16 protein-coding genes are annotated in these 14,954 nt (G+C 65.4%); 5 read left to right on the top strand and 11 right to left on the bottom strand.

Translation table 11 applies throughout. The features are described from left to right. Positions 1 to 15: 15 nt before the first annotated feature. Entirely contained in the window at positions 16 to 1,614 is a 1,599-nt protein-coding gene (gene aceB / locus BLT40_RS10670; RefSeq protein WP_090352947.1) for a malate synthase A, read from the bottom strand. A 127-nt stretch (positions 1,615 to 1,741) separates the two neighbouring features. Here aceB and BLT40_RS10665 point away from each other — a divergent pair, with 127 nt between their 5' ends. Continuing rightward, complete coding sequence (locus tag BLT40_RS10665; RefSeq protein WP_090352944.1) at positions 1,742 to 2,782, top strand: LysR family transcriptional regulator; 1,041 nt, start codon at positions 1,742 to 1,744, stop codon at positions 2,780 to 2,782. A gap of 3 nt (positions 2,783 to 2,785) precedes the next feature. Here the strand turns inward: BLT40_RS10665 and BLT40_RS10660 are convergent, their stop codons facing one another. The 9 genes from BLT40_RS10660 to BLT40_RS20610 all read right to left on the bottom strand — a co-directional run bounded on the left by BLT40_RS10660 (position 2,786) and on the right by BLT40_RS20610 (position 8,482). Continuing rightward, positions 2,786 to 3,253 carry a hypothetical protein gene (locus BLT40_RS10660; RefSeq protein WP_036109571.1) on the bottom strand — a complete coding sequence of 156 codons (468 nt, stop codon included), beginning with the start codon at positions 3,251 to 3,253 and terminating at the stop codon, positions 2,786 to 2,788. A 279-nt stretch (positions 3,254 to 3,532) separates the two neighbouring features. Continuing rightward, positions 3,533 to 4,132 carry a 1-acyl-sn-glycerol-3-phosphate acyltransferase gene (locus tag BLT40_RS10655; protein ID WP_239709127.1) on the bottom strand — a complete coding sequence of 200 codons (600 nt, stop codon included), beginning with the start codon at positions 4,130 to 4,132 and terminating at the stop codon, positions 3,533 to 3,535. Further along, positions 4,129 to 4,551, bottom strand: coding sequence for an alternative ribosome rescue aminoacyl-tRNA hydrolase ArfB (gene arfB, locus BLT40_RS10650; protein ID WP_090352942.1), 423 nt, complete (start codon positions 4,549 to 4,551; stop codon positions 4,129 to 4,131). Before arfB ends, BLT40_RS10655 begins: the two co-directional genes overlap by 4 nt. 29 nt (positions 4,552 to 4,580) lie before the next feature. Further along, complete coding sequence (locus tag BLT40_RS10645; protein WP_090353877.1) at positions 4,581 to 5,309, bottom strand: pseudouridine synthase; 729 nt, start codon at positions 5,307 to 5,309, stop codon at positions 4,581 to 4,583. 5 nt (positions 5,310 to 5,314) lie between these two features. Continuing rightward, complete coding sequence (ubiB, locus tag BLT40_RS10640; protein ID WP_036109579.1) at positions 5,315 to 6,964, bottom strand: ubiquinone biosynthesis regulatory protein kinase UbiB; 1,650 nt, start codon at positions 6,962 to 6,964, stop codon at positions 5,315 to 5,317. Further along, complete coding sequence (locus tag BLT40_RS10635; RefSeq protein WP_090352940.1) at positions 6,961 to 7,629, bottom strand: ubiquinone biosynthesis accessory factor UbiJ; 669 nt, start codon at positions 7,627 to 7,629, stop codon at positions 6,961 to 6,963. Before BLT40_RS10635 ends, ubiB begins: the two co-directional genes overlap by 4 nt. A 23-nt stretch (positions 7,630 to 7,652) precedes the next feature. Then, on the bottom strand, positions 7,653 to 8,117 hold the full coding sequence (locus tag BLT40_RS10630) for a tRNA (cytidine(34)-2'-O)-methyltransferase (RefSeq protein ID WP_036109586.1): 465 nt from the start codon (positions 8,115 to 8,117) through the stop codon (positions 7,653 to 7,655). A 7-nt stretch (positions 8,118 to 8,124) separates the two neighbouring features. Continuing rightward, positions 8,125 to 8,319: a hypothetical protein gene (locus tag BLT40_RS10625; RefSeq protein ID WP_036109589.1), complete on the bottom strand. Its 195-nt coding sequence runs from the start codon at positions 8,317 to 8,319 to the stop codon at positions 8,125 to 8,127. A gap of 31 nt (positions 8,320 to 8,350) precedes the next feature. Then, a complete protein-coding gene (locus BLT40_RS20610; protein WP_255363991.1) occupies positions 8,351 to 8,482 on the bottom strand; it encodes a hypothetical protein in 132 nt (43 codons plus the stop codon). Between the two features lie 218 nt (positions 8,483 to 8,700). Here BLT40_RS20610 and BLT40_RS10620 point away from each other — a divergent pair, with 218 nt between their 5' ends. Together BLT40_RS10620 and BLT40_RS10615 are read left to right on the top strand one after the other, a co-directional pair. Next, entirely contained in the window at positions 8,701 to 11,595 is a 2,895-nt protein-coding gene (locus BLT40_RS10620) for a M16 family metallopeptidase (RefSeq protein ID WP_090352939.1), read from the top strand. A gap of 87 nt (positions 11,596 to 11,682) precedes the next feature. Then, the gene (locus BLT40_RS10615) at positions 11,683 to 12,099 is read left to right on the top strand and encodes a DUF4156 domain-containing protein (RefSeq protein WP_036109595.1); all 417 of its coding nucleotides are present in this window, start codon (positions 11,683 to 11,685) and stop codon (positions 12,097 to 12,099) included. A 7-nt stretch (positions 12,100 to 12,106) separates the two neighbouring features. On the opposite strand, the gene BLT40_RS10610 is transcribed toward BLT40_RS10615, so the two are convergent. Beyond that, a complete protein-coding gene (locus tag BLT40_RS10610; RefSeq protein WP_090353875.1) occupies positions 12,107 to 13,021 on the bottom strand; it encodes a LysR family transcriptional regulator in 915 nt (304 codons plus the stop codon). A gap of 117 nt (positions 13,022 to 13,138) precedes the next feature. Between BLT40_RS10610 and BLT40_RS10605 the strand changes: the two genes are divergently transcribed. Then, a complete protein-coding gene (locus BLT40_RS10605; protein WP_090352937.1) occupies positions 13,139 to 13,879 on the top strand; it encodes an SDR family oxidoreductase in 741 nt (246 codons plus the stop codon). A 1-nt stretch (position 13,880) separates the two neighbouring features. Then, positions 13,881 to 14,777: an SDR family oxidoreductase gene (locus BLT40_RS10600; protein WP_090352935.1), complete on the top strand. Its 897-nt coding sequence runs from the start codon at positions 13,881 to 13,883 to the stop codon at positions 14,775 to 14,777. Positions 14,778 to 14,954 lie beyond the last annotated feature (177 nt).

Genomic DNA, 14,954 nt, shown 5'->3' with positions numbered 1-14,954 from the left:
CCTTCGAGAGGTCGGTCAGGACAGGTGTTCGTAAGCGGGAAGGGTGAGGAAGTCGCGTAGTTCGTCGGCGTGAGTCAGTGCGGAAATCAGGCGGGCCGCATCATCGGCGCGCGATGCGCCGGGCAGGTCGCTGGCGCGAAGGCGGTGCGCATGGGCCGCGAGTGCCTGGTCGAAGAGGCCGAAGTCGATGTGTGCGTGGTCGCTGAACTCGATCGGTCCGTGATGCAGCCATTGCCAGAGCTGCGCGCGGGCGATCTCCGCGGTGGCGGCGTCTTCCATGAGGTTGTGAATCGGTACGCAGCCGAGGCCTTCGAGCCACGCCGCCGTATAGCGAAGGCAAACCTCGACGTTATTGTCGAAGCCGGAGCGGGTGACCGTACCGATGGCGGGCGCGATGAGCGCGTCACGCGAAACGGTCACGTCGTCGCGTGTCACTTGCAACTGGTTCGACGTCGGCATGTGTTCGTCGAAGATCGCCATCGCGACGGGGACGAGCGCCGGATGGGCGACCCAGGTGCCATCGTGTCCCGCGGTCACTTCGCGCAGCTTGTCGGCGCGGACCTTGGCCATCGCGGCGTTGTTCGCGGCGTCGTCGCCGCGGATCGGAATCTGCGCCGCCATGCCGCCCATCGCGAAGGCGCCGCGGCGATGACACGTTCGGATCAGCAGTTCGGAATACGCCTTGAGAAAGGGCACGGTCATGGTGACCTGGCCACGCTCCGGGAGCAGCCGGTCGGCATGGGCGCGGAATGTCTTCAGGTAAGAAAAGATGTAGTCCCAACGGCCGCAGTTCAGCCCGACGATGCGGGCACGCAGCGCGTGCAGGATCTCGTCCATCTGGAACACGGCGGGGAGGGTTTCGATGAGCACGGTGGCCTTCATCGATCCGTGGGGCAGGCCGAGCTGCTCCTCCGCATAGGTCATCACCGATTCCCATAATGCGGCTTCTTCCATGCTCTGCAGCTTTGGCAGGTAGAAGTACGGGCCGCGATCGCGTTCGTGCAGCGCGGCGGCGTTGTGAAACGCATAGAGCCCGAAGTCGACGAGCGCACCGGCGACCACGTCACCGTCAACCTCGGCATGGCGCTCCGGCAGGTGCCAGCCGCGCGGGCGGATCACCAGCACCGCGGGATCCTTGCCGACGCGATAGACCTTACCCTCGCCGTTCGTGAACTCGATGCTGCCGTTCACCGCATCGCGGAGGTTGCGCTGCCCTTCCATCTGGTTGGCCCAGGTCGGCGCGCTCGAGTCCTCGAAGTCGGCCATGAACACCTTCGCGCCCGAGTTCAGGGCGTTGATGATCATCTTCCGCTCGACCGGACCGGTGATCTCGACCCGGCGGTCCATCAGGGCATCTGGTATCGGGCCGACGGCCCAGTCGCCATCGCGGATCGCCGCCGTATCGATGCGGAAGTCGGGGAGTTCGCCCGCGTCGTAGCGTTGTTGGCGTGCCGTCCGCTCAGCCAGAAGGCTCAGGCGACGGCCGTCGAACCGGCGGTGCAGCCCCGCCACGAAGGCGATGGCATCCGGCGTGAGGATGTCGCCGTAGGTGTTGCGGCCGTCACCGAAGCGGACGCCGGAGAGGGGATCGATCGCGCTCTCTGGAACTGCCATGGGTCCGTGCCTCGGGATGCGGGTCTGGAGTTGAAGCTATGCCCGGGGCTATGCTTTTGACAAAGCATATGTTTCAAAGAGCAGTATTAAAAAAAGCAATGTTGAATCTATCTAACTGAAATGGCTGATGAAAATGTCAGGTAAGAAGACGGTCGTGAGGGCGAAACGCTCATCGAAGCCCGCTCCGACACGGACGAAAGGCCGCGAGATCCCCGATGCCACGAGCCGCTTTTACTACAAGGGCAATCGCCTGAAGCAGCTGCGTGCCTTCGTCTACACCACCCGGCTGGGCACGCTGAGTCGCGCGGCTGAGGCTCTGTTTCTGTCTCAACCCTCAGTGAGCCTGCAACTGAAGGCGCTTGAGCGCGAGATGGGTATGCCACTCCTCGAGCGCACACGACGTCGCGTCACCCTGACCGACGCCGGCGAAGCCCTCTACGAGATGGCCCGTCCACTGGTGGAAGGCTTCGAGAACCTCGACCGGGAATTCCAGAAGAAGACCCGGGGTGCGCAGTCAGGCAAGCTGACCGTGGCGGCGGGATCCTCGACCATCCAGTATCTGCTGCCCGAACTCGTGAAGGCGTACCGGGAGCGGTATCCGTCCGTACAACTCCAGCTCGCAAACGTTACGGGCAAGGATGGCCTCGCGTTGCTTCGTGCCGACGACGCCGACATCGCGATTGGCTCGATGCTCGACGTGCCCAACGACATCGCATGGGCGCCGGTCTATCACTACGACCCGATGTTGATCATGCCGCCCGATCATCCGCTGGCTGCGAAGTCGGAGATTCGGCTTGAAGACCTTTCTCCCTATGGGCTGATCCTGCCGCCGCAGCGGCTTACGACATTTCGTCTGGTCGATATGGTTTTCCAGCAACGGCATGTGCCTTACACCGTCGCGATTGAAGTCGGTGGCTGGGATGTGATCAAGCAGTACGTCGCGATGGGGCTGGGTATCTCCATCGTCACCGGTATCTGCATTACGGAAGCGGATCGCGAGAAGCTTGCCGTGCGAAACCTGCGGCAGTATTTCCCGCAGCGCAGCTATGGGGTTGTGATGCGTAAAGGAAAGTTTCTCAGTCCTGAAGCACGCGCCTTCATCGATCTTATTCGACCCGGTCTGCTGACCCATCGTGATTACGATGAATCAGGGCATTCGGAACGCTGACGCTCATGCGTAGGTGTCGATGCTCCGCTCGGGGTGCAACGCGCGGATCATGTCGCGCAAGCCGGTGGCCAGTTCCATCCCTTTCTCATAGATGCGAATGGTATCGGTCCAGTCGATTCCGGACGTCGAATTCCTAACGTATGAAAGGTGGCCATTGAGCCGTTCCATGACATCGAACGGCGTATCGATCCCCCGGTCATAGCCCATGGCCGCGAGCGTATCCTCGCCCTCGATGTCGATCGCTCCCTCCCAGAACAGTCGAGCTGTAATGGAATTTAGCTGGCGGGGAGTCGCATGCGTCAGATCGAGATCGCGAATCAGCTCTTGCGTCTCAGGTTTAAGACGACGCAGAGCGTCTGTCGCGGTGCCTGTGTTGAATCGCCCGGTGCCGATTCGCTGGACATGGCCGCGAACGATATTGGGATCTTGCTGTGTCAGATGCGGGCCATGAGTGCGATTCGCGATTTGCATGTTGATCTCCCTTCTTTAGCACGAGAATGCAGCTGGCGTCGGAAAATCGATGTCGGTTTGGTTCGCGTGGACGCGCAGGTGACTGGCGCGAAGTGTGTGGGTAAGTCGACCTCGTGAGCTGCCGACGAACATCGTGTCGTCTCGCCGCCTGACTGCCGTCAGATCGCCGTTTGAGGTCGTCGATACCGCATACCTTGCCGAAGCGCGGTTCTGCGCGTCGCCACACCCCACTCGATTACCTCGTCCGCCTGTCCTACGGCATCGGGTGACCATCGCGCTTCACACGCCGCGATGTTTCCCGCGATACCCCGCGAACATGGCGCGGATGCGCGTCATGTCCGCTTCCATATCGCCCGAGGCATGGACCAGCGGTCCCACGGTGAATGTCTTCGTCGGGTAATCGATGAACACCGTCTGGATAGGCACGCCGGCGGCTCGCGCGATACGCAGAAATCCCGACTTCCATTGCTTGACGGGCTTACGCGTGCCCTCGGGCGCAATGGCGACCCACATCTTCTCGTGCTCGGCAAAGCGCTTGACCATCTGGTCGACGACATTGGTGGCCGCGGAACGATCGATGGGAATCATGCCGAGCCTGCGCACCACGGGACCCAACGGCCCGTTGAGGACTTCACGCTTGATCATCACCCCGACGTCCATGCCCATGGCCGACTTCACCAGCAAGCCCCACACACCGTCCCAGTAGGACGAGTGCGGCGCGCCGATGAGAATGACCTTGGGCAGGTTGGGCATGTCGCCGACGACACGCCATCCGCTGCGCTTGATCACCCACCGGCAGATGCGCATCCAGCGGGACACGGGCAGCTGCGGAATGTTCGGGCCGAGTACGGGAATGCCATCCAGGGGAGGGAGGGTCACTCGGCGCTCCACTTGGTGGAACGACCTTTCTTGGTCTGGCTGCGCTGGGTCTTGCCCGCGAGACGGCGTTCTTTCGAGGCGCGGGTCGGCTTGGTGGCAACGCGCTTCTTCGCCACGACTGTCGCAGCGCGAATGATCTCGGCAAGACGGTCGCGGGCGTCATCTCGGTTGCGCGCCTGCTCGCGGAAACGCCGGGCCTGGATCACCAGCACGCCGGCATCCGTGATCCGGCGGTCGCCACGGGCAAGCAGGCGCTCGCGAACCGCGTCGGGCAGCGACGGCGACGACGCGACGTCGAAGCGCAGTTCGACCGCGCTCTCGGTTCGGTTGACATGCTGCCCGCCAGGACCGTCCGCGCGCGTAAAGCGCTCGATCAGTTCAGCATCGGGAATCGCGATGGAGGAGGTGACGGTAAGCATGATGGCTGCGGATTCTAGCAGCCGGCCCGCTAAGTCCCGTCGTGCGCTGCCGCAGGCCAGGCGTAGGTGTCCTGCCAGGCGAAGCGTTCGATCAGGCGCAGCCAGGTGTCGTCCAGACCGGCTTCGATGCACATCGGGCGAACGGCGGTTGGGTGCACGAAGTCGAGCGCCGCGGCGTGCAGCAGCAGGCGGTGCGATGCGAAGTGCTGCTTGAACAGGCGATTGTGGTCGCCGCGTCCGTGCTGGCTGTCGCCCACCAACGGATGATGGATGTGGGCGAAGTGCTTGCGGATCTGTCGGAAGCGGCCGGTCCGAGGCTCAGCGAGCATGAGTGCATAACGCTGCTTCTCGTACCGGCCCAGCGGAATGTCGACTTCCGTCGTGGCCAGTTGCCGGTAGTCCGTACTGGCCTCGCGTCGTGGACCCGTGTCCTTCGAGCCTGGCAACGGGTAGTCGATGGTGCCTTCCGCCGGATCGGGCCAGCCGCGCACCACGGCGAGGTACCGCTTACGGACACTGCGGCCCATGAACTGTTCGCCAAGCTGGGCGGCGACTTCCGGCGAGCGGGCCACGAGCAGGACACCCGACGTGGCGCGATCCAGTCGGTGCGCCAGGTGCAGCGGCCCATCGACTTGCTCACGGAGCAGGTCGATCAGAAACGCATCGTCCGGCCCGACGAACTTCGACCGGTGTACGGCGAGGTTCGCGGGTTTGTTGACGGCGACGATGTCGTCGTCCTGATAGAGGATCTCGAGCACGTCGGTCAGGGCACCCGGCGCGGCCAGCCCGCGATGAATGCGGCGACACCCACCACGGCGGCGGCGATCGCCGGCCACATGCCACGCGACGACAACGTACCGATCAGGGCCGCACAAATCAGCAGCGTCGCACCGAGCAGGCCGCAGGCGATCAGGCGCCGCATGCGTCTCGCATCGTCGCGTGCCAGGGCGAGAGCGATCGGGTCCGCTATCTCGCGGCGTTCGCCGCTGGCGACCTGACGCAGTGCGTCGCGCACCAGCTCGGGCACGCGCGGCGCCGTATGGATCCATTCCGGCAGGCGACGACGCACGTCGCGCAGGGTAGCCCGCACGCTGTAGCGCTCGCGCAGGATCCGGCGAAGCACCGGGTGAGCGACGGCCCAGATATCGATCTCGGGGTCGAGCATGCGGCCGACGCCTTCGATATTGAGCAATGTCTTCTGCAGCAGGATCAGCTGTGGCTGCAGCGTGAGCTCGAAGCGACGCGCGGTCTGGAAGAGCTTCACCACCAGCTCGGCGATGGATATCTGCGACAGCGGGCGTGTGAAGTAGGGCTCGCAGACCGTGCGCACAGCGGCCTCGAGCTCATCCAGCCGGATGGTCGACGGCATCCAGCCGGCGGCGACATGCAGCTGCGCGATGCGCGCGTAGTCGCGCTCGAACAGGGCGATGAAGTTTTCGGCGAGCCAGTACTGGTCGGCCTCGGGCAACGAACCCATGATGCCGAAGTCGAGCGCGATGAATCGCGGCTCGTCCACACGCGAGGTGTCGACCCAGATATTGCCGGGGTGGGCATCGGCGTGGAAGAAGTTGTCGCGGAAGACCTGCTCGTAGAACAAGCGCACGCCCTTCTCGGCGAGCGCCTTGCGATCGAGGCCGGCGGCATCGATCGCGACGACGTCATCGGCGCTGACGCCGCGCACGCGTTCCAGGGTCAGCACGCCCTGGGTGCTGAAGTCCCAGTGCACTTCCGGGACATACAGGTCGATGCCGCTGGCGAAGTTGCGCCGGAGCAGGCTGGCGCTGGCGCCTTCGCGTTGCAGGTCGAGCTCGTTCTCGAGCATCTTCTCGACCTCGGCCACCACCTCGAGCGGACGGATCTTGTCCGCGGCCGGGTGCCAGCGCTGGGCGAGCTCACCGAGTGCATGGAGCAGGTCGATGTCGCGGGCAATCCGCTTGTCGATACCGGGGCGCAACACTTTGAGCACCACCTCGCGGCCATCGTGCAGCGTGGCCGCGTGCACCTGGGCGATGGAGGCGGACGCCAGTGCGTTCTCGTCGAAGCTGGCGAACAGTGTTGCGACCGGCGCACGCAATTCGCGCTCGACGATCGCGCGTGCCTCGGCGCCGGGGAAAGGCGGCACCTGATCCTGCAACAGCGCGAGTTCGTCGGCGATGTCCGGCGGCACCAGATCGCGCCGTGTCGACAGCACCTGGCCGGCCTTGACGAAGATCGGGCCGAGTTCGGTCAGAGCGAGACGCAACCGCGCGCCGCGCGACATGCCGCGGGTGTCGGCGGCCGGCCCGGGAAACAGTGGGCGCAGCAGCTTGAGCGGGCGGTAGATATGCGCGCCCTCGATCACTTCGTCGAGCTGGTACTTGAGCAGGATGGCGGCGACACGCAGCAGGCGTGGAGCAAGGCGCAGCGGCGTCATGAATGTCGCTCCTTCAGGGCACGCTCGAGTCGGGCAAGCCGGGCCTCCGCGCGCTCGGCGCGTTCGCGGACCGTATCGACCCCGTCGAGGAAGATATCCATCTCGCCCGGCGCCACCGCGACCCTGCCTTCGTCACGAAGCCAGTCGGCGCCGTCATCGGTCAGGTGCGACACCGTGTCGCGCGCGTGGGCGAGTCCATCGCGGAGGGCTTTGGCCAGGGGGACGCCAATCCGGTCGCCGAAGGTCTTCGCGAAAGCTTCCTCGACATCCGGCGCGTACTGGCGCGCGAGCCGCTCCAGGCGGCGAGCGAGTTCGGCATCGCCGGCGATGTCCACCTTACCGGGCGCCACGCCGTCGTCATCACGGCGCATGGCCATGGCGAGGAGACTGCCGGGCGAGGCGACGACACGCAGGCTGCCGCCGTCTTCAGGCGGTCCCACGCGCAAGCGGCCCTTTTCCACCGTAATGCGGATACCCAGTTCGGGGCCGGCGAGATGCACCTGCACACTGCGGCCATCGAGCGCGTCGAGACGGGCACGGGTGTCGGGATCGAGGTCGACCGCGCGGTTGAGTGCGGTCTCCATGGCGCGTCCGGCCAGCACGCGCAGCGGACGGGGCAGGAAGCGGTTCGGGCCGGCGTCGGCGGAGGGTCGTTCGGGGGTCATGCCCCGATTGTAGCTTGCGCGGGTCAGCCCGCGCCGTCGAAACCCGCCTGACGCCACGCTTCGAACACGGCGACCGCGACCGCGTTGGACAGATTGAGGCTGCGATTGCCCGGACGCATGGGCAGGCGCACGCGCTGTGCCTCCGGAATCGCGTCGAGTACGTCGTCGGGCAGGCCGGCCGTTTCACAGCCGAAGAGCAGTGCGTCGGTCATCCCGAAGGCGACGTCGGTATGAAGCTGGCGCCCCCGGGTCGAGAAGGCGAAGACACGGGGTCGGCCGATGGCATCCAGACAGGCGTCAAGGTCGTCATGGACCGCGACGCTGGCGAACTCGTGGTAATCCAGTCCGGCTCGGCGCAACCGGGCATCGTCCAGCTCGAAACCGAGCGGTCGTATCAGGTGCAGGGTCGCGCCGGTGTTGGCGCACAGACGAATCACATTGCCCGTATTGGGCGGAATCTCGGGTCGGAACAGGATGACGTGGGGCATGCCCCCATTATGCCGCCGGCGGCGGGCACGCGGCGGCATCCTCGCCCGATACGCACGCGGTCGTCGCGACGGGGTTCATCTGGCTGGTCGCAGCCAGCTGGATCGGCGCGCCCGTGTACGTGAGCATGTTGCCGACAATCAGGCCGCAGACGAGCAGGGAGGCGACGAGCAGGGTGCGCAGGATGAGCAGTTCGTGTTGCATGGCGGTGGCTCCGGGTACGGGTTTTCTTGGGTCAGACCATCTGGAACAGAGTCAGGCCACAGACGAACATCGACGTGGCGAGCAGGGCGCGGAGCATCAGCATTTCGTATTTCATGGTGTCGTCCTCAGTGTTGCCGGAGCGAAAGGCCGTCCGGCAGGGCATGCCTAGTAACGCAAACGCCGTGCCAGTCTTTAAGAGCGCGCAATCAGCTGATTCGCATGAGGTTTGTCAGGTCGTTCCGAAACGGATGCCTGTCCGCGGACACTGACCGTGTGCGAGCGGACACCGTCCGCACACTCCGACATGCCCGATTGCGTCCGGACGACATCGCGGGCTAGCCTCCACGGGACCCGGGCCATGAAGGCCCACTGGAGCCGTGCATGAAGAACCGCCTCGCCCTGCTCGCCGCCGGGCTGATCTCCTTCGTCGGGGCCGCCGCCGCGGCCACCACCTCTCCCGATGCGATTCCCGACATTCCCTACACCCGTTTCCAGCTGCCCAACGGGCTGACAGTGGTCGTGCATGAGGACCACAAGGCGCCCGTCGTCGCGGTCAGCATCTGGTACCACGTGGGCTCGGGAGACGAACCGGCCGGCAAGACCGGCTTCGCGCACCTCTTCGAACACCTCATGTTCTCTGGGTCGGAAAACCGTAAGGGCACCTACTTCCAGCCCTTCGAACGTGCCGGCGCCACGGATATGAACGGCACCACCTGGTTCGATCGCACCAACTATTTCGAGACCGTCCCAACCACCGCCGTCGACATGGCGCTGTGGATGGAATCCGACCGCATGGGCCACCTGCTCGGCGCCATCGGCCAGAAGGAGCTGGATACCCAGCGCGGTGTCGTCCAGAACGAAAAGCGCCAGGGCGAAAACCGCCCCTACGGCCGCGTCGACGAAAACGTCCTCGTCAACACCTTCCCGGCCAATCATCCGTATCACCACGACACCATCGGCTCGATGGCCGACCTCGACGCGGCCTCGCTCGCGGACGTCAAGCAGTGGTTCCACGATTACTACGGCGCGTCCAACACCACCCTCGTGCTCGCCGGCGACATCACGGTGGCACAGGCGAAGGCCAAGGCCGAGAAGTACTTCGGCGACATCCCGGCGGGCCCGCCGGTTCCTCGTCAGCAGGCGTGGATCACCCCGGTGCAGACATCCTCCCGGGGCACGCAGCATGACCAGGTCGCGCAGACGCGCATCGTGCGTACGTGGATCGTGCCGCAGCTGGGCACCGACGACGCCGTGCAGCTCGACCTTGCCACGACCGTGCTCGGTGGCGGCAAGACCTCACGGCTGTACCAACGCCTCGTCTACCAGGACAAGATCGCGGACGACGTGAGCCTGGGTATTTCGCCTTTCGCCCTGGCCAGTCAGGTGCAGCTGACGGTCGACGTGAAAAACGGCGTCGATCCGGCGAAGGTCGAAGCGGCGGTCGCCGACGTCTGGAAGGACTACCTGGCCAAGGGGCCGACCGACGACGAACTGCTCCGGGCCAAGGTCGCCAATCGTGCCGGCTTCGTGCGCGGCCTTGAAAAGGTGGGCGGTTTCGGTGGCAAGGCGGTCATCCTTGCCGAGGGCCAGGTCTACCGGAATGATCCCGAAGCCTATAAGAAGGATCTCGAGCGCGCGCAGAAAGCCACGACGGCCTCCGTGCTGGCGGCGTCGAAAACCTGGCTGGCCAAGGGCGACTACACGCTGACCGTGCTGCCTGCCGCGCCGGGTTTCGATCCCGCGGCCGAAGACAAGGCCGTGGTGGGTCTCGGCGACGCGCAAGGTCGTCCGGCCGCCGTCACTCCCCCCGCGAAGACGTATACCGTCGGCAAGTCCGAGGTGGACCGCAGCACGGGTGTACCCGCCGTCGACACGTTCCCCGACTTGTCCTTCCCGAAGCTGCAGCGCGGCAAGCTGAAGAACGGCATCGAAGTCGTGCTTGCCGAGCGCCACACGGTGCCGGTCACTCAGGTGCAGCTTCTGTTCAATGCCGGCTACGCGGCGGATCAGGGCCGTAAGCTGGGCACGGCGAGCTTCACCTCCGCCCTGCTGGAAGAGAGCACGAAGTCGCTCGATTCCGTGGAGGTCGCGCGCCGCAAGGAGCGTCTCGGCGCCATCGTGTCGTCCAGCTGCTCGCTCGATAACTGCAGCGTCGGCCTCAACGCGCTGAACACCGACCTCACGCCGTCGCTGGCGCTGTTCGCCGACATCACGCGCAATCCGGCGTTCAAGGCGGATGACATCGAGCGCGTGCGCGGCCAGTGGATCGCGGGCATCGCGCAGGAGAAAACCGAGCCGACCGGGCTCGCACTGCGCACCCTGCCGCCGCTGCTTTACGGCAAGGATCACGCGTACGGTATTCCGTTCACCGGTAGCGGCACCGAAAAGGCCATCGCTTCGCTCACCGCCGACGATCTCGCCGCGTTCCAGCGCGACTACCTGCGCCCCGACAACGTGCGCATCGTCGTCGCCGGCGACACGACGCTTGCCGACATCCTGCCAAAACTCGATGCTGTCTTTGGCGACTGGCAGGCGCCGTCCACCGCGCTGCCGAAGAAGAACATCGGCGAAGTCGCCGCGCAGCCCAGGCCGCGCGTCTTCCTGATCAACCGGACCGACGCCCCACAGTCGCTGATCCTGGCGGGTCTGCTGGCGCCGTCGACCAAGGCGAAGAACGCGCTCGACCTCGGCATCGCCAATGGTGCCTTCGGTGGCACGTTCACCTCGCGCCTCAACATGAACCTGCGTGAGGAGAAGCGTTGGGCTTATGGTGCGGGCAGCATGCTTTCCGACGCTCAGGGTCAGCGCCCGCTGTTGTTCTACGCGCCGGTGCAGACCGATAAGACCGCCGAGTCCGCTGCGGAAATCCTCAAGGAGGCAAAGGCCGTTATCGGACCGAAGCCGCTGACCGACGAGGAAATCGAGAAGATCCGCGCGCAGCGTGTTCGTGCGCTGCCCGGTAGCTTCGAGACCACCTCGGCCGTTCTGGGGGCGATCACGGGCATCCTGATTTACGACCGTCCGGACGACTACGTGCAGACGCTGAAGTCGCGTATCGAAGGCGTCGACCGCAAGGACGCCGAAGACGCCTTGTCAGCCGTGATCCATCCGGACGCGCTGACCTGGGTGATCGTCGGCGATCTGCGCAAGATCGAGGCCCCGGTGCGTGCGCTGAACCTCGGCGAAGTGCACGTGATCGATGCCGATGGCGCGCCCGCGAAGGACACCGTGCCTGCCAGGGCGGCCAAGGCCAAACCGGCCCCCTCGAAAAAGTGACCGGGCGCGAGGGCGCGATCGAAGAAGATCGCGCCCTCGCTTCCATCCGGCTAGCATACCCATCGAACGATCTTCCGGAGCTCTACCATGCGCAAGGCCCTTGTCCTCCTCATCCCGCTCGCCCTTTCGGCCTGCACGTGGGGCATCAAGCTCGATGACAGCGCGCGCAATGTCCGCACCGCCTGGAACGGCGACGTGTCCAGCTGCCGCGATCAGGGCAAGGTCACCGTCTCCGTACAGAGTCGTGTCGGCCCCATCGATCGCAACGACCTGAAGGTCCGCGACGAACTCGAAGTGCTCGCACGCAACGAAGCCGCGAAGATGGGCGCGGATACCGTCAAGCCGCTCGGCGATCCGAACGGTGGTTCGCAGGAGTGGGGCGCGTATTCGTGTGGGCCTCGCGGTGCCGGTCCGGGCCGTGCCAACAACCCGCCGCCGCCTCCGCCGCAGAACAACAACACGGCGCCGCAGGCTGGGTTCGAAACCGTCCCGCTGAAGAACTGAGCCTGGCTCAGATCGGTCTCACCCCTTCGCCCGCGTGCCGGGCGAAGGTCGCCGCCAGCCAGTCGATGAACACGCGCACCCGCGGCGACAGCTGCCGGTTGTGCGGGTAGAGCAGAGATACCGGCGACGGTGTCGGCGGAAACGCTTTCAGTACTTCGACGAGCGTGCCGGCCGCGAGGTCAGCGGCCACGTGGTATCTCGGCACCTGAATCAGGCCCAGCCCCAGCCGCGCGAGTGTCAGATTCGTCTCCGCGCCCGTCACCGTGACCGTCGATGGCAAAGTGACGTGCCGCACGTCGTCGCCGACGACGAATTCCAGGGGCAGCGTTCCTCCCGTCGACGTCGACAGGAAGCCGATGGCCTCATGCCCGTCAAGATCGTCCGGAGACGAGGGCATGCCACCGTGTCTTTCGAGATATCCGGGGCTGGCGCACGTCACCTCGTCCAGCCAGGCGATGCGGCGTCCCACCATCGTGCTGTCGCTGAGATCGCCGACACGTAACACGCAGTCCACCCCTTCGCGAACGAGATCCACCCACCGGTCGCCTTCGCCCACGTGGATATTCAGTGCGGGATAACGGGCCAGGAACTCCGGCAGCGACGGAAGAACGAAGTGGCGGGCGAGGGTGCCGTGTACGTCCACGCGCAATAAACCGGCCGGGCGAGCGTCCACGAACGCAGCCTCCGCATCCTCCACGTCGGCGAGGATTGATACGCAGCGGCGATGGTAAGCCTCCCCATCCAGCGTCGGACTGACATGTCGGGTGGTTCGCTGGAGCAGGCGGACGCCGAGCCTGGCCTCGAGTCGCTTGATCGCCTGCGTAACCGTCGACCGCGGCAGGTCGAGGTCCGTTGCGGCGAGCGTGAAGCTTCTCCGTTCCACGATGCGGACGAACAATCGCATGGTGTCGAAACGATCCAGGGCCATCCTTTGTTCCGTTGCAAGGAATAGTGAAGCCCAATATAGGTGGATTATCCGCCGACAGCCAACGCCCATCATGGTCTCGCCCGGCAATCGCGCCGGTAGCGGAGAACCGAGATGAACGTGAAAAACAGCAGGATCGCCATCGTGACGGGTGCCTCGCGCGGCATCGGTGCCGCGGTTGCCAAACGGCTCGCCAGCGACGGCTTTACCGTTCTCGTGAACTATTCGGGGAGCGCGCAGGCGGCGGAGGCGGTCGTCCGGGAGATCGAAACGGCCGGTGGCCGGGCGATCAGTGCGCAGGCGGATGTCGCGAACGCCGCGGATGTGCGTCGCCTGTTCGACACGGCCGAGGAGGTTTACGGCGGCGTGGATGTCCTGGTGAACAACGCGGGCGTGATGGCGCTGGCCCCGGTGGCCGAGTTGAAGGACGAGGACTTCGATCGCCTCTTCGCGATCAACGTCAAAGGCAGCTACAACACCATGCGCGAAGCGGCGACGCGCCTTCGCGAAGGCGGCCGCATCGTCAATTTCTCTTCCAGCGTGGTTGCCCTGTTGCAGCCGGGCTATGCCGCCTACGCCGCGACCAAGGCGGCCATCGAAGCCACCACGATGGTGCTGGCGCGCGAACTGCGTGGCCGCTATATCACGGTGAACGCGATCGCCCCCGGCCCGACCGGCACCGACCTGTTCCTCGACGGCAAGTCGCCCGAGCTGGTCGACCGACTGGCCAAGCTGTCACCGCTGGAGCGCCTGGGCACGCCGGACGACATCGCCGCTGCCGTGGCATTCCTCGCGGGGCCGGACGGCGGCTGGATCAACGGTCAGGTGCTGCGCGCCAACGGCGGGGTGGTCTGACATGAAGCAGATCATCCTCATTACCGGGGCATCCAGCGGTTTCGGCCTGCTCACGGCGCGCGCACTCGCGGCGGCGGGACACACGGTCTATGCCAGCATGCGCGATGTCGCGGGTCGCAATGCCGCCAACGCCGAAGCGGTCCTGAAAGAAGCGGCTGAACGCCAGGTCGATCTTCGCGTCGTCGAGCTCGATGTCACCTCCGAGGCATCCGCAGAGGCGGCCGTGAAAACCATCGTGGATCGCGATGGCCGTCTGGACGTCCTCGTGCACAACGCGGGTCATATGGTGTTCGGTCCCGCTGAAGCCTTTACGGCGGAGCAGTACGCCCAGCTCTACGACGTCAATGTCCTCGGCACGCAAAGGGTGAACCGCGCCGCGTTACCGGTGATGCGTGCGCAGGGCAGGGGCCTGCTGCTCTGGGTCTCATCGAGCAGCACGCGCGGTGGCACGCCGCCGTTTCTCGCTCCGTACTTCGCCGCGAAAGCCGCCATGGACTCTCTCGCGGTCAGCTATGCCGGCGAGCTGACCCGCTTCGGTATCGAGACTTCGATCATGGTGCCGGGCGCCTTCACCAGAGGAACCAACCACTTCGCTCATGCGGGCAAGCCCTCCGATGAGCCGCGCGCGGCCGCCTATATGGATGGTCCGTACAAGGGCATGCCGGACACGATCCTGAAGGGGTTGGCTGCGCTCGAACCGGCCGATGCCGACGCGGGTGAGGTGGCAACGAAGATCGTCGAGGTGGTCGGGTTGCCCTTCGGCAAGCGGCCGTTCCGGGTGCATGTCGATCCGTCCCAGGACGGTGCGGAAATCGTCAGTGGCATCGCGGACCGCATGCGTCGCGAGTTGTTCTGGCGCGCGGGCATCGAGGATCTGTTGGCGGTCAGGGTGGGCTGATCGCCAGCGTGCGGCTGACCCGATCAGGGAAGGCACCGGCACGGATAGGGCACGTGACCGTCAGCCCGGTCGGACACAGTCGCGGACACGGACACTGTCCGCGGACACCGGGCCGGCGTGTCACGCGGTGCCGTAACTCGCTGAGCCAGCGCGAGTTAGCGTCCTTTTGTTGGTTTG

The sequence above is a fragment of the Dyella sp. 333MFSha genome, from assembly GCF_900102405.1.
Taxonomy (GTDB): domain Bacteria; phylum Pseudomonadota; class Gammaproteobacteria; order Xanthomonadales; family Rhodanobacteraceae; genus Luteibacter; species Luteibacter mycovicinus.
This window is presented reverse-complemented; position numbering and strand designations above follow the sequence as displayed.